The 19,184-nt window shown below is 73.4% G+C and carries 15 protein-coding genes; 6 read left to right on the top strand and 9 right to left on the bottom strand.

Annotated features, from left to right (window positions below):
* Positions 1 to 5: 5 nt before the first annotated feature.
* Together OHT57_RS35895 and OHT57_RS35890 are read left to right on the top strand one after the other, a co-directional pair.
* On the top strand, positions 6 to 323 hold the full coding sequence (locus tag OHT57_RS35895; protein WP_328753421.1) for a DUF397 domain-containing protein: 318 nt from the start codon (positions 6 to 8) through the stop codon (positions 321 to 323).
* 314 nt (positions 324 to 637) lie between these two features.
* Positions 638 to 3,631 carry an SCO5717 family growth-regulating ATPase gene (locus tag OHT57_RS35890; RefSeq protein WP_328750921.1) on the top strand — a complete coding sequence of 998 codons (2,994 nt, stop codon included), beginning with the start codon at positions 638 to 640 and terminating at the stop codon, positions 3,629 to 3,631.
* A 72-nt stretch (positions 3,632 to 3,703) separates the two neighbouring features.
* Here the strand turns inward: OHT57_RS35890 and OHT57_RS35885 are convergent, their stop codons facing one another.
* The 9 genes from OHT57_RS35885 to rimP form a co-directional block, all read right to left on the bottom strand.
* The gene (locus tag OHT57_RS35885; RefSeq protein WP_328750920.1) at positions 3,704 to 4,657 is read right to left on the bottom strand and encodes a bifunctional riboflavin kinase/FAD synthetase; all 954 of its coding nucleotides are present in this window, start codon (positions 4,655 to 4,657) and stop codon (positions 3,704 to 3,706) included.
* A 126-nt stretch (positions 4,658 to 4,783) separates the two neighbouring features.
* Complete coding sequence (locus OHT57_RS35880; protein WP_443053641.1) at positions 4,784 to 8,392, bottom strand: trypsin-like peptidase domain-containing protein; 3,609 nt, start codon at positions 8,390 to 8,392, stop codon at positions 4,784 to 4,786.
* A gap of 481 nt (positions 8,393 to 8,873) precedes the next feature.
* The gene (gene truB / locus OHT57_RS35875) at positions 8,874 to 9,779 is read right to left on the bottom strand and encodes a tRNA pseudouridine(55) synthase TruB (RefSeq protein ID WP_328750918.1); all 906 of its coding nucleotides are present in this window, start codon (positions 9,777 to 9,779) and stop codon (positions 8,874 to 8,876) included.
* Positions 9,776 to 10,228: a 30S ribosome-binding factor RbfA gene (gene rbfA / locus OHT57_RS35870; protein WP_328750917.1), complete on the bottom strand. Its 453-nt coding sequence runs from the start codon at positions 10,226 to 10,228 to the stop codon at positions 9,776 to 9,778. The genes truB and rbfA overlap by 4 nt, the downstream gene beginning before the upstream one ends.
* A 36-nt stretch (positions 10,229 to 10,264) precedes the next feature.
* Positions 10,265 to 10,558 carry a DUF503 domain-containing protein gene (locus OHT57_RS35865; RefSeq protein WP_328750916.1) on the bottom strand — a complete coding sequence of 98 codons (294 nt, stop codon included), beginning with the start codon at positions 10,556 to 10,558 and terminating at the stop codon, positions 10,265 to 10,267.
* A gap of 135 nt (positions 10,559 to 10,693) precedes the next feature.
* A complete protein-coding gene (gene infB, locus OHT57_RS35860) occupies positions 10,694 to 13,852 on the bottom strand; it encodes a translation initiation factor IF-2 (RefSeq protein ID WP_328750915.1) in 3,159 nt (1,052 codons plus the stop codon).
* Between the two features lie 162 nt (positions 13,853 to 14,014).
* Positions 14,015 to 14,296 carry a YlxR family protein gene (locus tag OHT57_RS35855; protein ID WP_328750914.1) on the bottom strand — a complete coding sequence of 94 codons (282 nt, stop codon included), beginning with the start codon at positions 14,294 to 14,296 and terminating at the stop codon, positions 14,015 to 14,017.
* A 102-nt stretch (positions 14,297 to 14,398) separates the two neighbouring features.
* Positions 14,399 to 15,385: a transcription termination factor NusA gene (gene nusA / locus OHT57_RS35850; protein WP_328750913.1), complete on the bottom strand. Its 987-nt coding sequence runs from the start codon at positions 15,383 to 15,385 to the stop codon at positions 14,399 to 14,401.
* Positions 15,386 to 15,387: 2 nt separating this feature from the next.
* Positions 15,388 to 15,903, bottom strand: a complete 516-nt coding sequence (rimP, locus tag OHT57_RS35845) for a ribosome maturation factor RimP (protein ID WP_328750912.1) — start codon at positions 15,901 to 15,903, stop codon at positions 15,388 to 15,390.
* A gap of 196 nt (positions 15,904 to 16,099) precedes the next feature.
* Here rimP and OHT57_RS35840 point away from each other — a divergent pair, with 196 nt between their 5' ends.
* The 4 genes from OHT57_RS35840 to OHT57_RS35825 all read left to right on the top strand — a co-directional run bounded on the left by OHT57_RS35840 (position 16,100) and on the right by OHT57_RS35825 (position 19,130).
* Positions 16,100 to 16,627, top strand: coding sequence for a hypothetical protein (locus tag OHT57_RS35840; RefSeq protein WP_328750911.1), 528 nt, complete (start codon positions 16,100 to 16,102; stop codon positions 16,625 to 16,627).
* The gene (locus tag OHT57_RS35835) at positions 16,624 to 17,082 is read left to right on the top strand and encodes a ferritin-like domain-containing protein (protein ID WP_328750910.1); all 459 of its coding nucleotides are present in this window, start codon (positions 16,624 to 16,626) and stop codon (positions 17,080 to 17,082) included. The genes OHT57_RS35840 and OHT57_RS35835 overlap by 4 nt, the downstream gene beginning before the upstream one ends.
* A 27-nt stretch (positions 17,083 to 17,109) precedes the next feature.
* Complete coding sequence (locus OHT57_RS35830; protein ID WP_328750909.1) at positions 17,110 to 18,000, top strand: aminoglycoside phosphotransferase family protein; 891 nt, start codon at positions 17,110 to 17,112, stop codon at positions 17,998 to 18,000.
* Between the two features lie 134 nt (positions 18,001 to 18,134).
* Entirely contained in the window at positions 18,135 to 19,130 is a 996-nt protein-coding gene (locus tag OHT57_RS35825) for an ArsR/SmtB family transcription factor (RefSeq protein WP_328750908.1), read from the top strand.
* Positions 19,131 to 19,184: the final 54 nt, after the last annotated feature.

Genomic DNA, 19,184 nt, shown 5'->3' with positions numbered 1-19,184 from the left:
TGACCATGGCTGACGCGGACGACATCGCCGCAAAGACACCGGACGAGGACGTCAGGGCGCGAAAGGCGAGGGAACGGGACGAGCTGTACGGCCTGGATATCTCGGATGTCGAGTGGCAAAGCGCCCCCGGCACCGAGGAGCACGAGGAGCGCGTCGAGATCGCCTATCTCCCGGAGGGGGCGGTGGCCATGCGGTCCTCCCTGGACCCGGACACCGTGCTGCGGTACACGGAGGCGGAGTGGCGGGCCTTCGTACTCGGCGCCCGTGACGGCGAGTTCGACCTGGAGCCCGCACCGCACAACGGCGGGCTCACCGCGGAGTAGGCGCGGCGAGCACGGCGGCCCGGCCCCGGCCGGGCCGTAGCCAACCGCACCGGGCTGCAGAAGAAAGACCAACCACCACAAGGGCGACATCGAGGCGGGCGACGGTCCTGTGCGTGCGAGCGCACAGTGGACGGGCCTGCCCCGCCGGGCCCTGTGGCGTTTACGCTTGATGCGGGTGCGACGTAAGAACCCACGGGTGGGTTGTTCGCGTCCAGGGGACTCAGACGGATCGGACAACAGGACGGTCGCCCCCGGCCCGGCACATGAGTGCCCACACGGCATGAGGGTGCTCGACCACCACACCAGGAGGAATTGTGCAGAGCGATCGGGACGGGCTGCGCGCGGGCTGGACCACGCCCAGCGACGACCAGTCCGACGCGGAGTCCGCCGTCGAGATCACGGGCGAGTTCACCATCGATTACGCCGCACCTGCCTGGTACACGCAGAGCGCGGCACCCGAGGCCGAGCCTGAGCCTCCCGCCCCTGCCCCCACCGCGCCTGCACCTCACCCCGGTTACCCCGATACGTCCGGTTCCGCACCGTCGCCGGTCGGTGTACCGACCCCTGGCCCGGCCCCCGTTCCCGGTCCGCAGTTCGACCCGTCCGCGGGTGCGCCCGGCATGACGCCGCCGCCTCCGCCGCCGCCGTGGACGGGCAACCCCGGCACGGTCCCGCAGCCCCCCGCGCCCCCGAACCCCCAGAGCGGCTACGGCTACCCGCAACCCCCAGCTCCCCCGAACCCCCAGAGCGGCTACGGCTACCCGCAACCGCCCACCCCTCCGGCGACCCCGGTGGCGCCGGTGGCTCCCACGGTCCCGGTGGCACCCGCGCCCCCCGTGGCCCCGGCAGCTCCGGCACCGCCTGTGGCGCCCGCACCACCCGTGGCTCCGGCGCCTCCGGTGCAGCCCGCGCCCCCCGCAGCCCCCGCCCCGTCCGCCTCGGACGTCGGCGCGGCTTCCGCAGGCGGCGACGCGGACGGCCGTATCAACGCCCTGTCCGCCCCCGCTACGCCGCCGAGCGCTCCCCAGCCCCCCGCCGCCCCGTCGGCGGAGGCACCCCTCGCACCCACCGCACCCACCGCCCCCGAGCCGGCGCCCCCCGCCGAAGCCCCGCAGGCGTCCCCTGAGCCGGAGGCAGCCTCAGTAGCACCGGCCGCCCAGGCCCAGGCCCCGGGCGAGACAGCACCGGCAACCGGCTCCGACGACGAGACCGGAGCCGCCGACCCGAGCGCGGACGCCCCCCAGGCCCCGGCCCCCGAGGCCGCGGCACCGGAAGTCCAGGTACCCCCCGCTCCCGAGGCCCCCGCTCCGGTAGGCGAGACAGCTACCGAGCCGCAGGCCGCCGCCCCGGCCGCGCAGACCGCCGTACCGGAGCAGCCCCCGGCCCCCCAGAGCCCCGTACCGGAGCAGCCCGACGCGCAGCAGGACGGCTGGCGGCCGCCGCCGGCTCCTCAGGGTGCCGTCCCGCCGTTGCCGCCCCAGTTCGCGTCGGCGGCGTCCGGCGGGGTGCCGCCGTCGGCCCCGGAGTGGACGACCGGTGGGCAGCCGCAGCCGCCCGCCGCGCAGCCCGGCGCCCCGCTGCCGCCCGCCCAGCCCCAGGCACCGCAGCCCGCGCCCGGAGGATGGCCGGCCACCCCGCCGCAGCCCGGGGACCCGGCGGCACAGGACGGTTACGGCTACCCCCAGCCGCCTGCACCCCCGAACCCCCAGGGCGGTTACGGCTTCCCGCAGCCCCCCGCGCCTCATCAGCCCGGCCAGGGCGGCTACGGCTACCCCCAGCCGCCCGCTCCCCCGAACCCGCAGAGCGGTTACGGCTTCCCGCAGCCGCCGGTGCCGCCGAACCCGCAGAGCGGCTACGGGTTCCCGCAGCCGCCCGCCCCCCAGCCCGACCAGAGCGGCTACGGCTACCCCCAGCAGCAGGCCCCCGCGCAGCCCGGCCACCCCGGTCAGCCCGTGCCGCCGCCCCCGGCCCAGCCGGGACAGCAGCAGTTCCCGGGGCAGCCGCCGCAGGCAGCCCACCCCAATCCCAGCCCCTACGCGGGTGCTCCCGGCCAGCCCGGCGTGGATCCCCGCACCGGGGCCGCGTGGCCGGCGGCCGTTCAGCACGACCAGCGGCAGCAGGTCGCCGGCGCGGGTGCGCCGCTCGGCTACAACGCCGCCGTCGAGCTGACGTCGGACCGGCTGGTCAACAGCAAGAAGCTGAAGGCCAAGAGCAGCCGTCCCGTTCCGGGCGGCTCGAAGTTCAAGATCGGCGGCAAGAAGGAGGAGCAGGAGAGGCAGCGCAAGCTCGACCTCATCCGCACTCCGGTGCTGTCCTGCTACCGGATCGCGGTGATCAGCCTCAAGGGCGGCGTGGGCAAGACGACCACGACCACCGCCCTCGGCTCGACCCTCGCCACCGAGCGGCAGGACAAGATCCTCGCCATCGACGCCAACCCGGACGCCGGCACGCTCGGCCGCCGGGTGCGGCGCGAGACCGGTGCCACCATCCGTGACCTGGTCCAGGCGATCCCGTATCTCAACTCGTACATGGACATCCGGCGGTTCACCTCGCAGGCGCCCTCCGGCCTGGAGATCATCGCCAACGACGTCGACCCGGCCGTGTCCACGACGTTCAACGACGAGGACTACCGGCGCGCGATCGACGTGCTGGGCCGTCAGTACCCGATCATCCTCACCGACTCGGGCACGGGTCTGCTCTACAGCGCCATGCGCGGGGTGCTCGACCTCGCCGACCAGCTGATCATCATCTCGACGCCGTCGGTGGACGGGGCGAGCAGCGCCAGCACGACGCTCGACTGGCTGTCGGCGCACGGCTACGCGTCGCTGGTCTCCCGGTCCATCACCGTGATCTCGGGTGTGCGCGAGACCGGCAAGACGATCAAGGTCGAGGACATCGTCACGCACTTCGAGCAGCGCTGCCGCGGCGTGATCGTCGTACCGTTCGACGAGCACCTGGCGGCCGGTGCCGAGGTCGACCTGGACATGATGCGGCCGAAGGTCCGGGAGGCGTACTTCGAGCTGGCCACCATGGTGGCCGAGGACTTCGTGCGCGCCCAGCAGGAACAGGGGCTGTGGACGGGCAACGCCGGCGTCCAGCCGCCGACCATGGCGCCCCCGATGCCGGGTCAGCAGGCTCCGGCCGGACAGCCGCCGCAGCAGCAGCCCCAGCCGCCGTTCCAGGGCTACCCGGGTGCCCAGCCCGGCCAGCCCTGGCAGACCCCTCAGCCCGGGCAGCCCGGGCAGCCGCATCCCGGGTACCCCCAGCCGCCGTACGACCCGAACGCCCAGCAGCCGCCGCAGCAGTAGGCGGAATCGGCAGCGGACACGAAAGGGGGCCGGCACCTTCACGGTGCCGGCCCCCTTTCGTGTCCGCGCGCCTCAGGCCCGGGCGGCGTTCCCGATCAGCTCACGGCAGCGCTGCACGTCGACGGCCATCGCCTTCAGCAGGGCGTCCAGCGACTCGAACTTCTGCTGTCCGCGCACGTAGGCGAGGAAGTCCACCGCCACGTGCAGCCCGTACAGATCGAGCCCGATCCGGTCGATCGCGTACGCCTCCACGGTGCGCTCGGTGCCGTCGAACTGCGGGTTGGTGCCGACGGAGATCGCGGCCGGCATCGCCTCGCCCTGCGTGTGCAGCCAGCCGGCGTAGACACCGTCGGCCGGGATGGCGGTGTGAGGCAGGGTCTCGACATTGGCCGTGGGGAAGCCCAACTCCCGCCCCCGCTGGGCACCGCGGACGACCACGCCCTCCACCCGGTGCGGGCGGCCCAGGATCTCCCCGGCGCCCTCCACGTCGCCCTCGGCGACCAGGCGCCGGGTCAGCGTGGAGGAGAAGGGCTCGCCGCCGCCCGCCGTGCCGGACACGTACAGGTCGACGATCTCGACCTCGAAGTCGTACGTCTTGCCCTGCTCGACGAGGACGTCGACATTGCCCGCGGCCTTGTGGCCGAAGCGGAAGTTGGGACCCTCGACGACCGCCTTGGCGTGCAGCTTGTCGACCAGGACCTTGGCGACGAAGTCGGCCGGCGAGAGCTTCGAGAACTCCTTGGTGAAGGGGACGATCAGGACCGCGTCCACGCCCAGACCGGACATCAGCTCGGCACGGCGGTGGTGCGGGGCCAGCAGCGGGGGATGGCTGCCGGGACGGACGACCTCGCTGGGGTGCGGGTCGAAGGTGACGACGACGGAGGGGACGCCCAGCTCGCGGGCGCGGTCCACGGCATGCCGGATGATCAGCTGGTGCCCGCGGTGGACCCCGTCATAGGAACCGATGGTGACGACGCTGCGCCCCCAGTCCTCGGGGATGTCCTCCAAGCCACGCCAGCGCTGCACTGTGACCGCTCCTCGTCGAACCCGTGTCCGGTATTGACCCTCACGACTTATGGCAGGTCTAAGGGTGCCATGCCGTGTGCCCGTGGCTCGCATCGGCATGGGGGCTGTGACCCGACGCACGCAATCTCAGGCGGGTACCCGGACGCCCGCCAGGTTCTCGATCATCCGCCGGGTGCTGGGCCCGACCACCGCCGCCCACTCCTCGGGGCTCTCGGTGAGCCAGCCGGCGACCAGCGCGGCGAACCCGGGGACATGCCGGCCGAGGTCGACGAGACCGCGGTCGAAGCGGTTCGCACCGTCCGGGGTGCGGACGAGCAGAAGGCCGATGCGGTGCACGAGATCGCGGATGCCTGCGTCCACGCGGGCGGCGGCCGCGGGCAGCAGGGCCACCAGGACCGCGGGCTCCTGTTCGTGGTCGAGGAGGGATTCGAGGAGTTCCTGGCGCAGCGGCAGGGAGACGGGGGCGCCGGGCCCCGCGAGCACGGCCGCCAGCGCGGCCCGCACCCCTTCCGGGCCGCCGTCGAGGAGGCCGGTCACCAGAGGCAGCAGGACGGCCCGGGCGGCGGGGCCCTGGTCGAGGCGCCGGTCGACGTACGCAGCCACGTCTCCGGCCGTCTCGGGGCGCTGCTGGACAGCCTCCCGCACCAGCGCGGCCACCCGGCGTGCCAGTGCGGGCGTGGTGACGTCGGCGAGGGTGCGCAGCGCCTCTCCGGCGCCCGGTCGGCGCAGCCGCTCCCGGAACGCGTCCAGGACCGGGTCGGGGTCGGTGGCGAGCGCGGGGACCAGCGCGCTCGGCGGGAACTGCGGGTCACCGGCCGCGAAGTGCCCGAGCGCCTGCGGGAGATGACGGGCACGCGTGCGTGGGTCGCGGACGAGCAGGGCGAGCGCGCCGCCGTGCAGGGTGCAGTCGTCGGGGCGGGCGAGCAGGGTGAGGGCTGCGTAGCGCAGGAGTTCGCGGTCGGCCTCGGTGCGTACGTGCGGGGCGGCGCGCAGTCCGTACGCCAGCGCCGCCACCCTTCGCGCCGGCCGCTCGTCGTGCGCCCACCGGTCCACGGCCCGGCACACCGCCGACGGTTCGTCCTCGGCCAGCACGGCGAGCAGTTCGTCGGCCCGCCGGTGCGCGCGGCCGACGAGCACCTCGGTGAGGTCGTCCAGGGCCCGGGTCCGATGCGTGTGCAGCAGCGCCTGCGCGGCCTTGGCAACGGTCGCGTGCGGGGTCGCGGGCAGCGGCCGCTCGTCGTCGAACCAGCCGGTGAGATGCGGCTGTACGGCGGCGGGGTCGGCGGCGAGCAGCTCCGCCACGGCGTCCAGGAACCGGGGGCCGGGCCGGTGCGGGGGCCCGTCGGCGAGGACGAGACGGCGGAGCAGGTCGAAGCGGGCGCCCGGCGGGAGCGCAAGGGCGGTCCAGAAGGCGGGGCCGAACGCGGGCGGTACCGGTTCCTCCTGACGGCGCCGGGCCACGAGACGGTCGGTGAGCTGCCGCAGGACATCGGCGTACGGCGTCGCGTCGGGCACGCGCAGCAGGGTCTCGGTGAGGAGGCGGGCCGCCCACCAGGAGTCCGGGTCGGCGTCGAGGGCGTGGACCAACTCCTGCAGTCGGCACGCCAGTCGGGGTGCGCCCTGCTGGCGGGCGACGAGGAGCAGGGCCTGGACGACGGGGCCGATGCGGTGGTGCGGGACGGGGAGGGGGTGTTCCCGGCCGGTGCGGCGGCGGTGGACCAGGGCGCGCAGGGCCTCGTCCAGGTCCAGGTGTGTGCCCTGGATCCAGTCGGCGAGTTCCTCGTGGGCGAAGCGGTAGCCGGTGCCGGCGGGGACGAGGAGGCCCTCGGTGAGGACGGCGGTGGCCCAGCCGGAGCCGCCGGGGCGTGCGGGGGCCGGGCCCCAGGGGAACACGGCCTCGAAGGACTCGCGGTCCAGTTCGCCCTGGCCGGGGCCGAGGCTGCGGCGGGCGGCCTCGTGGACCTGTCCGCAGACCTTCGCGGCGAGGCGGCGGACGGCGGTGCCGCGCAGACCGCCCGGTGTGGCCAGCCGTACCGCGATGCGCAGGCACATCAGGTCGAGGTACGCCGAGAAGACCTCGTCGCGGTCCACGGGGGCGTGCGGGACGTGCGGGAGGGCCGCACGGACCTCGGAGAGGAGGCGGAGGGCGAGGGGGTGCCTGGCGTCGGGGCCGCTCAGGGCGCCGTCGGAGAGGGCGTAGCGGGCCCTGGCCCGGCGGGCCTCGTCGTCGGTGAGGTCGCCGAGGCGGACGCAGGGCGGAAAGCACCGGTCCGGGCTGCCGTGCAGCAGGTCCTCCGGGAAGGCCGTCCCCGCCCCCTCCCAGTACTCCTCCCGGCACCCCACCACCAGGCGCGCTCCCGTGTCCCGCAGCCACTTCACCGTGCCCTCGGTCCACTCGGCCAGGCGGTGGGCCAGGACCGGGGGCATCTCCTCGGGGCCGTCGAGCAGGAGGATCAGGGGTCGGCCGGCGGCCCGTGACAGGCGGGCCAGGCGCTCGGGGGTGATGTCGCCGAGGTCGGCGGGGACGGTGTCCGAGGAGCTCGCCACGATGCGGGCGGCCCTGGTGAGCGCGCGGCCGGCCGCGTCGGCGACCGAGGTGTCGGTGTCCGCCAGGTCGGCGCCGCGCAGCCAGAGGGTGGGGGCCGGGGCGGGGCCCCGGTGGCGGCGGGCGGCGAGGGCCGCGAGTTCCGTCGTACGGCCGCTGCCGGGCGGGCCGACCAGCCCGAGGACGGTGGCCCGGCCCTCGGTGAAGGCGGTGAACTCCCGTGCTGTCGCGGCCCTTTCGACCGGTTCCGTGGTGCCTCCGCGCCCCACGTATCCCGCCAGCGTGCCCGGCGGGCCGTCCTGGCCCACCGAGGTGGCCGTCAGTTCCAGCACGCCGGCCAGGTTGAGGTCGGCGCCGTACGCCGGGACCGTCGCCGCGTTCTCGGCGAGCAGGTCGGCGAGGGGGCCGGACCGGGCGGAGCGGAGCGGGACCGCGTAGCCGCTGTCGCGATGGCCGCTCTGCAGCGCGGTGCCGAGGACGGCGACGACCGCGCCGGTCCCGGCGTCGAGCACCGGTCCCCCGGCGGCCCCGCCGCCCAGCCGCAGGGCGTCCCGTCCCGCGGTGCCGATCGCCAGCTCCAGGACGTCGTCGAGGAGGTGGAAACGGTCGGTGGCCGTGTAGGTCACGGGGGTCGCGCCGAGAACCCGTGCCTCGCGCCAGCAGCCTGCGGGGAGGCGGACGTAGGCGCCGGTCTCGGCGGAGTCGTGCGCGGCGACCGGGAGCGGGTCGACACCGAGCCCCTCGGTCCGCACGAGCGCCAGGTCCAGCTCGGGCAGCGGGGTCACCGCGTCGGCGGTCACCACACAGGTGCGGTCACCGGAGGCGCGCAGCACCAGTCGGGGCAGCCCGTCGACGGCCTCGTGACTGGTGACGACGGTGCCGTGGTGATCGGCCACGAATCCGGTGCCCCGGACCCGCCCGGCCAGATCGTGGATGCGTACGAGGTCTTCGTCCCGGCCGGGCCCGGAGACCTGTTCCTGAAGTCCGCTGCTGCGGCCGCGCGCGTGCCGGGGAGGGGCGCCGTGCCGCGCCGACCGGGATCTCTCGCACCCGCTCCGACCGGTGTCGTCGGCCTCCGGGGCCCCCCAGCGGACCCGCCGTCCCTCCTGTGCCGCCTCGCGGTCGGCGCGCCCTGCGGAGCCTGTCTCCGGGTCGCCCGGCAGACTGGTCTTCCGGCCCCGCTGCTCCATGGTCGGGGCCGTCTCCCGTGCGGCCCCGTCCCGCTGCGCCGGGCTCCCCGCGCCGACATCGGAGGGGAGAGGCACCGCTGCGCCGACGGAGTCACCCCGCGGGCCCCGAGCCGCCATGGTCGAACCTCCCCGCCGTACGCACGTTCCTGCTTTCGACGGTAGGCGCGTGGTGATCAGCGGGACAGATCGCGTGGTGAACGCGCCCCCTTCCGCTCCCCCGGTTCACTCCGAGCGCCCGTCCGCGCGGGTGAATGGAAGGGGACGGGCGGATACACCCTAGGGGTGGGGGAACCGAGGGGGACCGTGGAGCGGCGACGCAACCCCGTGATCGCCGCTCCACGGGCAGCCGACTCCGACGCCCCGGCCGCGCCTGCCCGCCGTGACGGACCCGACATCGCGAAGCTTGGCCTCAAGGCCGGCCCCGCCCGGGTCGGCAACAACGCGCGGGGCCTGTCGGCCGACCCGACCCGCCGGACCGCCTCTACCCGAAGACGGCCAGGCTCTTCGCCTTGCCCTTGTGTTCCTCGACCAGCGCGAGGAAGCGGCCCTCGGAGTCGAACACGGCCACCGTGCCGGCGCCCGCGTAGGCGTCGGGCATGTCGAGCCGTACGCCGTTGCCGAGCAGCTTGGCCCGCCGGGCGTCGACGTCCCAGCGCGGGAACGCGGCCATGGCGGCGTCGGCGATCGGCATCACCGTCAGCTCCTGCTGGAGCTGGTCGAGGGTCTTCGCCGAGTCCAGCTTGTACGGGCCCACGCGGGTGCGACGCAGGGCGGTGAGGTGGCCGCCCACGCCCAGGTCGGCGCCCAGGTCGCGGGCGAGCGCCCGGATGTAGGTGCCGGAGGAGCAGACCACGGAGACCACCAGGTCCAGGACCGCGGTGCCGTCCTCGGCGACCGCGTCCCGGATGTCGTGGACCGCGAAGGACGAGACGGTGACGGGACGGGCGGGGATCTCGAACTCCTCGCCGTCGCGGGCCCGCTTGTAGGAGCGCACCCCGTCGATCTTGATGGCGCTCACCTTGGACGGCACCTGCATGATGGCGCCGCTCAGCTTGGCGATCCCGGCGTCGACGGCGTCCCGGGTGACCTTCGAGGCGTCTGCCGACCCCGTGATCTCGCCCTCCGCGTCGTCGGTCAGGGTGGTCTGGCCGAGCCGAATCGTGCCCACGTACTCCTTCTCGGTCAGCGCGAGGTGCCCGAGGAGCTTGGTCGCCTTCTCGACGCCGAGGACGAGGACGCCCGTCGCCATGGGGTCGAGGGTGCCTGCGTGTCCGACGCGGCGGGTCCTGGCGATCCCGCGCATCTTGGCGACCACGTCGTGCGAAGTGAAGCCCGACGGCTTGTCGACGATGACAAGGCCGTCGGGCGGCGGAGTCTTCCCGTTCATTCGGCGGCGTCGTCCGTCTCGTCCTCGTCGCCCGGCTTCCGGTACGGGTCGGCCTCACCGGCGTAGGCGGCACCCGCCGAGACCTCGCGGACCTTCTCGTCGGACTGGCGTGCCTTGTCGAGGAGGTCCGCGATGGTCTTGGCGGTGTCGGGCAGCGCGTCGGCCATGAACGTCAGCGTCGGCGTGAACTTCACGCCCGCCGCCGCACCGACCGCGCTGCGGAGCACGCCCTTGGCGCTCTCCAGACCGGCGGCCGCGGCGGCCCGCTCCTCGTCGTCCCCGTACACGGTGTAGAAGACGGTCGCCTCCCGCAGGTCACCCGTGACCCGGGTGTCCGTGATGGTGACGTGGGTGCCGAGTCGCGGGTCCTTGATCCCACGCTGCAGCTTCTGGGCCACCACCTCTCGGATGAGGTCCGCCAGCCTCTTGGCGCGCGCGTTGTCGGCCACTGGTCCGTCTCCTTAGTAACTGTCTTGCTGCTTGCTTCAGTCTTCGTCGCTGTGGAGCCTGCGTCGAACCGAGAGCAGTTCCACCTCGGGCCGCGCGGCGACCAGCCGCTCGCAGCGGTCCAGTACGTCGGTGAGGTGTTCCGTGTCCCCGGAGACCACCGCGACCCCGATCTCGGCTCTGCGATGGAGGTTCTGGTTGCCCGTCTCCGCCACGCTCACCGCGTACTTGCGGTGGAGCTCGGCCACGATCGGACGGACGAGTGAGCGTTTCTCCTTCAGTGAGTGAACGTCACCGAGGAGCAGGTCGAAGGACAGAGTCCCCACATACATGTGTGTCCGGATGTCCCGCCGGTTCGGGGTACGGGCGCCACGCTTCGACGCCGATACGGGAACCGTACACGCAACGGCCGGGGCCGATCGACGGAATAACTCCCGCCGACCGGCCCCGATCGCGTGCTACGACGATCAGCCGCGCGGCTTCTCGCGCATCTCGTACGTCGCGATGACGTCGTCGACCTTGATGTCGTTGAAGTTGCCGAGGTTGATACCGCCCTCGAACCCTTCGCGGATCTCGGTGACGTCGTCCTTGAAGCGACGCAGACCGGAGATGTTGAGGCTCTCCGCGATGACCTTGCCGTCTCGGATGAGGCGCGCCTTGGTGTTGCGCTTGACCTCGCCCGAGCGGACCAGGACACCGGCGATGTTGCCCAGCTTGGACGACTTGAAGACCTCGCGGATCTCCGCCGTGCCGAGCTCGACCTCCTCGTACTCCGGCTTGAGCATGCCCTTGAGGGCCGCCTCGATCTCCTCGATGGCCTGGTAGATCACCGAGTAGTACCGGACGTCGACACCTTCGCGCTCCGCCATCTGCGCCGCGCGGCCCGCAGCGCGGACGTTGAAGCCGATGACGATGGCGTCGGAGCCGGTCGCCAGGTTGATGTCGGACTCGGTGACCGCACCCACACCGCGGTGCAGGATGCGGATGTCGACCTCTTCGCCGACGTCGAGCTGGAGCAGCGAGGACTCGAGAGCCTCCACCGAACCGGACGCGTCGCCCTTGATGATGAGGTTGAGTTCCTGCACCAGACCGGCCTTGAGGGCCTCGTCCAGGTTCTCCAGGGAGAACCGGACACCCCTGCGGGCGAAGTTGGCGTTGCGCTCGCGCGCCGCCCGCTTCTCGGCGATCTGACGTGCCGTGCGGTCCTCGTCGACGACCAGGAAGTTGTCGCCGGCGCCCGGGACGTTGGTGAGACCCAGGACCAGGACGGGGGTCGACGGACCCGCTTCCTCGACGTTGTTGCCGTTGTCGTCGAGCATCGCCCGGACACGGCCGTACGCGTCGCCGACCACCATGGTGTCGCCGATGCGCAGCGTGCCGCGCTGGACCAGGACCGTCGAGACGGCACCACGGCCACGGTCGAGGTGGGACTCGATCGCGATGCCCTGCGCGTCCTGCTCCGGGTTGGCCCGCAGGTCGAGCGAGGCGTCCGCGGTGAGGACCACGGCCTCCAGCAGGCTCTCGATGTTGAGGCCCTGCTTGGCGGAGATGTCGACGAACATCGTGTCGCCGCCGTACTCCTCGGCCACCAGACCGAACTCGGTGAGCTGACCGCGCACCTTGGTCGGGTCCGCGCCCTCGACGTCGATCTTGTTGACCGCGACCACGATCGGCACGTCGGCCGCCTTGGCGTGGTTCAACGCCTCGATCGTCTGGGGCATCACACCGTCGTTGGCCGCCACCACGAGGATCGCGATGTCGGTCGACTTGGCACCACGGGCACGCATGGCGGTGAACGCCTCGTGACCGGGGGTGTCGATGAAGGTGATCCTGCGCTCTTCACCGTTGACCTCGGTGGCGACCTGGTACGCACCGATGTGCTGCGTGATACCGCCGGCCTCACCCGCGACGACGTTCGTCTTGCGGATGGTGTCGAGGAGGCGGGTCTTACCGTGGTCGACGTGACCCATGACGGTCACGACCGGCGGACGGACCACGAGGTCTTCCTCGTCGCCCTCGTCCTCGCCGAACTCGATGTCGAAGGACTCGAGCAGCTCGCGGTCCTCCTCCTCGGGGCTGACGATCTCGAGGACGAAGTTCATCTCGTCCGCGAGGAGCTTCAGCGTCTCGTCGGAGACGGACTGCGTGGCAGTGACCATCTCGCCGAGGTTCATCATCACGCCGACGAGCGACGCCGGGTTCGCGTTGATCTTCTCCGCGAAGTCGGTGAGAGACGCACCGCGCGACAGACGGACGGCCTGTCCGTTGCCGCGAGGCAGCATCACGCCGCCGACCGACGGGGCCTGCATGGCCTCGTACTCCTGGCGCCTCTGCCGCTTCGACTTGCGACCGCGACGCGCGGGACCGCCGGGACGACCGAAGGCGCCCTGCGTGCCACCACGGCCACCGGGACCACCGGGACGACCACCGAAGCCGGGACGACCGCCACCGCCACCGCCCGGACCACCCGGACGGCCGGCGAAGCCACCGCCACCGCCACCGGGACCACCGGGACGACCGGCGAAGCCGCCACCGCCACCACCGGGACCCGCGGGACGACCGGCGAAGCCGCCACCACCGGGACGACCGCCACCGGCACCGCCGGGACGACCGGCACCTGCACCGCCGGGACCGCGGCCGCCGGGGCCACCGCCACCGGGACGCGGACCGGCAGCCGGACGCTGCGGCATCATGCCGGGGTTGGGACGGTTGCCGCCGGGGCCACCGCCGGGACGGGGACCGCCCTGCGGACGGGGCATGCCACCGGGGCTCGGACGAGCGCCGCCCGGAGCCTGCGGACGGGCACCGCCCGCCGCGCCCTGGGGACGGGGACCGCCCTGGCTCTGACCCTGCGGACGCGGGGCGCCGCCGGGACGCTCACCGGGACCGCCGGCACCGCCGGGCCGCGGAGCGCCGCCCGGACGGGGCGACTGCGGACGGGCCATGCCGGTGGAGCCACCGGAGGTGAAGGGATTGTTGCCCGGACGGGGTCCGGCAGGACGGGCACCGGGACGCGGCGCCTGGCCACCCTGACGGGGGCTGCCGGGACGCTCGCCACGCTCGGGGCGCTCGCTGCGGCCCTGACCACCCTGAGCGGGGCCGGCCGGACGCGGGGCGCCCGGACGCGGGGCGGCCTGACCAGCCGGACGCTGAGCGCCGGAAGCCGGACGCGGGCCGGAGCCCTGGTCCGGAGCCGGGGCGGCGGCGGGAGCCGACGGCGGTGCCGTGAACTCGGGCGTGGTCGGAGCCGGGGACGCCGGAGCGGGCCTCGGCGCGGGCCGCGGGCCCGGCGTGGGACGGGAGCCGGCGGGAGCGGCCGGCGCGGCGGGAGCCGCGGGCGTCTCGACGGCGGCCGGCTTGGGGGCCGGCGGGCGCGGGGCTGCCGGACGGGCGGCCTGCGCGGGAGAGGGGGCTGCCGGACGTGCCGGCGAAGCCTTGCGTGCGGAAGCGGGCTTGCCGCCTCCGTTGCCCTGCTGGAGGGCGTCCGTCAACTTACGGACTACGGGCGCTTCGATGGTCGAAGACGCCGAACGGACGAATTCACCGAGTTCTTGGAGCTTGGCCATGACGACCTTGCTCTCCACCCCGAACTCCTTGGCGAGTTCGTATACCCGGACCTTAGCCACTTCGCTCCTTTTAGGTCCGGGTGTGTCCGGACCGTCGCTACTTCATGGGCGTACTCATCGCGTGCTCATCGAGTGCTCATCGCAATCTCGACCTACTTCCAACTCGCGGGGTACCAGGGCCGCACGGGGGTTCCGCGCGACGCTTCTCACTGTGTTGCCTGCTCAGCAACTGTCTGTCTGCTCGACGTACTGGCGCAACGCCTTTATGTCGAGCGCTCCCGGGGCGCGCAGCGCCCTCATGAACACCCGGCGGCGTACCGCCTGGTCGAGACAGACCAGCGCGGGATGCACATACGCACCCCGGCCGGGCAGCGTACCGCGAGGATCGGGGACGCATGCGTCCTTGATCGCCACGATGCGCAGCAGCTCCGTCTTGGCCGCTCGCCGCCTGCACCCCACACAGGTGCGTTCAGGGCATGCGCGGGCGGGCGTCCGGCCAGACACTCTTAAGTCTACCTCTCCGTACCGACCTCACCCCTCCGGGGCAAAGATCGAACAGTTGCCGCCCCGATAACTGTCGTGATCTCGGCGGCCTGCGGCTTGGAACTAGTCCCCGACCTGCTCGGTGTCCGGCCGGATGTCGATCCGCCAGCCGGTGAGCCGGGCCGCGAGACGGGCGTTCTGCCCCTCCTTGCCGATGGCGAGGGAGAGCTGGTAGTCGGGGACCGTCACGCGCGCGGAGCGGGCGGCCATGTCCACGACGTCGACCTTGGAGACCCGGGCCGGCGACAGCGCGTTGGCGACCATCTCGGCGGGGTCGTCCGACCAGTCGACGATGTCGATCTTCTCGCCGTTCAGCTCACCCATCACGTTGCGCACCCGGCCGCCCATGGGCCCGATGCAGGCACCCTTGGCGTTCAGGCCCGAACGGGTGGACCGTACGGCGATCTTGGTGCGGTGACCGGCCTCGCGGGCGATCGCGGCGATCTCGACGGACCCGTCGGCAATCTCCGGCACCTCCAGGGCGAAAAGCTTCTTCACCAGGTTGGGGTGCGTGCGCGACAGGGTCACGGAGGGACCGCGGACGCCCCTCGCCACGCGCACGACGTACGACCGCAGCCGCATGCCATGCGGGTACGTCTCGCCCGGCACCTGCTCCTGCACGGGCAGGATGGCCTCCAGCTTGCCGATGTCGACGAGCACGTTCTTCGGGTCGCGGCCCTGCTGGACCACGCCCATCACGATGTCGCCCTCACGCCCCGCGTACTCGCCGAGCGTCGCGTCGTCCTCGGCGTCGCGCAGCCGCTGGAGGATGACCTGCTTGGCGGTGGTGGCGGCGATACGGCCGAAGTCCGACGGGGTGTCGTCGAACTCCCGGGCCTCCTGGCCCTCCTCGAGGTCGTCGGGGTCCTCCTTCGCCCACACGGTCACATGGCCGGTCTCCCGGTTGAGCTCCACGCGCGCGTGACGGCGGCTTCCCTCGGTGCGGTGGTAGGCGATGAGGAGGGCCGACTCGATCGCCTCGACCAACAGCGGGAAGGAAATCTCCTTCTCCCGTACCAAGCCCCGCAGGGCGCTCATGTCGATGTCCACGGCTACGCCTCCTCTTCCTTCTTGTCGTTCTTCTCGTCGTCCTTGCGGTTGAACTCGACCTGCACGCGCGCCTTGTCGATGTCGGAGAAGGCGAGGCCGCGGGCGGTGGCCTTGCGGCCCTTCACGCCCGGCACTTCGAGTTCGAGACCTTCGTCGCCGACTTTCAGGATCCGGGCGACCAGTTCGCCGCCGCCCTCGGTCAGCTGGAACTTCACCAGTCGATTCACGGCGCGCTCGTAGTGGAGGCGCTCCTTGAGGAGGCGCTCGGCGCCCGGGGTGCCGACCTCGAGGGTGTACTCCCCCGCGCCCATCGCGTCGCTCTCGTCGAGCTTCGCCGAGAGCGCGCGGCTCACATCGGCGATCTGGTCCAGGTCGGCACCGGTGTCCGAGTCGACGACGACACGCAGCACTCGCTTTCGCCCCACGGAGTCAATGGCGATCTCTTCGAGATCCAGGCCCTCGGAGGTGACGAGCGGTTCCAGGAGCTCTCGCAGCCTCTCGCTCTGGGTGGTGCTCATCCGGGTGACTCCTCGGCCGCGTGTGCTGTTGTGGGTAGGTCGCGTGTCTGGTCAAAGGGTATCCGGTCGGCGGGGGTGTTGCGCGCGCCCCTCAGGTGGGTTGCCGCGAGGGCGGCCCGGTGCGCGGGTACGGTGATCGCGAGCGGGCCGACCTTCCCGCCAGTGTGTTCGTACGAGCCTCCCTAGGACGTCAGCCGTGCCGTTCCCCCCACTCCCGCGCACCCCCACGGGGCCGCGCAGAAGATCCCTGCTCGCCTCGGTCGCCGGGGGCGCCCTGCTGGTGGGCTGCTCCGACGGGGCGGCGAGCACCGAGGAGGGCACCGCCGGGAGTCCGTCCGTCGTCGAGCGGGCACGCGTGCGTGCGGCCCGGGACAGCCGGGGCATGGTCGAGCGCTACGACGCCGTCCTCGCCGCGTACCCGACGCTCGCGGTGCGGCTGGGGCCGTTGCGGGCGGAAGCCGTGCGGCACACGGAGGCGTTCGGGGCGACGGTCACGAAGGCCTCTGCCACCGCGTCGGATGCCTCGCCGTCGGCGCCCGCGCCGACCCCCGTGCCCGCGACCGAGAAGGACGCCCTCTCCGGGCTCGCCGTCGCCGAACGGGCGCTCGCAGACCGGCGGGCCACGGCGCTGCTCGACGTGCCGGGCGAGCTGGCCCGGCTGCTGGCCTCGGTGGCGGCGGCCGGTGCGGCACACGCCTATCTGCTGACGGAGGGGGCCCGATGAGTGAGAAGCAGGTACTGCAGGCCCTCCAGAAGGCGCTGGCCGCGGAGCACGCGGCCGTCTACGGCTACGGCGTCGTCGGCGGCCGGATCGCCGCGGGCCGGCGTACGGAGGCCAAGGCCGCCTATGACGCGCACCGGGCCCGCCGGGACACCCTGGTGCGTGACGTACGGGGCCTGGGCGGGACGCCGGTGGCCGCGGCGCCGGCGTACGCGCTGCCCTTCCCGGTGCCGGACTCGGCCGCGGCGGTGCGGCTGGCCGCCGAGCTGGAGGACCGGGTGGCCGGGGTGTACTCCGACCTGGTGCGGGCAGCAGAGGGCGGGCGGCGGGGCACGGCCGCGGAGGCGCTGCGGGAGGCCGCGGTGCGGGCGGTGCGCTGGCGGGGCGAGAGCGTAGCCTTCCCTGGACTCGCCGAGCGGGCGATCACGGCGTCACCCTCGGCCGCCCCCACCGCGTAACGCAGTACGGAAGGGAACGACTCGCGCATGGCTTTCGAACCACCGCAGCGGCTGGTGCGGGCGCTCGGTGAGAGCGCTCCGGACGGTGACGGCTGGGTGGAGAAGCTGCCCGAGAACGCCGTACAGGCCGTCGCGCTGCGGGAGTTGACCGTGGAGCGGGTGCAGGTGCCCGGGGGGCGCAGCAGCCTCGTCGTGCTCGTGCGGCGGGCGGACGGGACACCGGCCGTGCTCAAGCTGGCGCCGCCCCGGGCCCGGCCGGAGAGCGAGCGGGCGGCTCTCGCGCACTGGGGCGGCCGGGGGACCGTACAGCTCGTCGACGAGCCCGCGGGTGAGGGTGTGCTCCTTCTGGAGCGGCTGCATCCCGATGTCTCCGTGCGGTCGCTGCCTGAGGCCAAGGCGCTGCTGGAGGCGGCGGGGGCCCTGCGGCGGCTGTGGGTGGAGCCGCCCGGTGGCCATGCGTTCGAGACGGTGGCGGAGCGGACCGGACGGCAGGCGTCGGTCATGCGGGGCGCCTCCGCGGAGGCGGCGGAGCTGGTGAGCGCGGCTCTCGACGCGCGGGAGTCGCTGCTGGCCGCGCCGCCTGAGGAGCGGTTGCTGCACGGGACGTTCCGGCAGAGCAAGGTGCTGGCGGGTGTTCGGTCGCCCTGGCTGGCCGTGGGGCCCGATCCCGTGGTCGGTGAGTGCGCGTTCGATCTGGCCCGGCTGGTGCGGGACCGCGTCGAGGACCTGATCGCCTCGCCGTCCGGGGCGGCGACCACGCGGCGGCGGATCAAACGGCTCGCGGAGTCGCTGGAGGTGGATCAGGAACGGCTGCGGGGGTGGACGTTGTTCCGGGCCGTGGAGTCCGGGGTCCGGGCGCTCCGGGTGGGGCGGCCCAAGGATGCCGAGCTGCTGCTGGAGTTCGCCGGGTGGCTCTGAGGACGTGCCGTTGAATCGGCCATTCTCCACCCGGTATCGGCCACTCGTGCAACCCCCGTCCCGGCACGGTGCTCTTATCCCCTGCGGGACCACGTCCGGCTGTTGACCGCAGCCTGCCGCGCATCGGGGGAACCATGCTGACGTTCCATTTCACGGACACGGACATCGCCCGGGTACGGGTGGCGCGCAGGCCCGATCCGCTGTGGGAACTGCTCCTCAGCCTGCATCTGGTCGGGGGCCAGGACGGCTCGGTCGTCTTCGGCCCCTGGAAGAGGCAGGTCCGGTCACGGCTCTCCGCTCCGGTCCGTATGCTCTTCGACCTCGCCCCGCCCCGCGGCTACTCGGCCGACTTCCTCACCCCCGCCCTCGACGAGGACGGGCTGGACGCGGCGATCGACACCGTCCTGTCCACCCCGCGCCGACGGCTGCGCCGCGATGTCGGCAGGCTCGCCGCCGCCCGCTGTCCCGGGACCTGGACCCGGTCGCTGGCCGAGGGCGACTCCGGCACGCTGCGGCGCCTCGGCGGGGCCCTGCGCGGCTACTTCGCCGTCGCCCTGCGGCCGCACTGGGCCCGGATCCGCACGGCGTTCGACACGGACCGCGCGCTGCGGACGCGGGCCGTGGCGGACGGCGGCGTCGAGGGCATGCTGGCCACCCTGCACCCGGATCTGCGCTGGCGGTCCGGCCTGCTCACCATGGCCAGCTCCTACGACCGGGACATCCACCTCGACGGGCGGGGGGTGCTCCTGCTGCCGTCGTTCTTCTGCTGGCAGGCCCCGATCACCCTGCGCGATCCCGGGCTGCCTCCGGTGATCGTCCATCCGATCGCGCACGACCTGGGCTGGTCGCGGACGGACGCCGAGTCCGTGCACGGGCAGCGGGAGTCGCTGCGCACCCTGCTGGGCCGGACCCGGGCCGACCTGCTCACCGTCCTCGCCTCCGGCGGCGGATCGACCGGGCAGCTCGCGGAGCGGCTGGTCGTCTCCCCCGCGACGGTGTCGCATCACACCGCCGCCCTGCGGGACTCCGGCCTGATCGTCACCCGGCGCCGCGGACCGGCCGTCCACCACAGCGCGACCCCCTTGGGGGAGGCGCTGGTGGACGGCCGCCGCAGCCTTCCGCCGTCCTGACCCGGTGACGCGGGCCGCGGCGACCAGGCCGCACGCGCTGCTTCGAGCGACGTC

Source organism: Streptomyces sp. NBC_00285, assembly GCF_036174265.1.
Lineage (GTDB): Bacteria > Actinomycetota > Actinomycetes > Streptomycetales > Streptomycetaceae > Streptomyces.
Note: the sequence above shows the minus strand (reverse complement) of the source record. Positions and strands in the feature narration are given on the sequence as shown.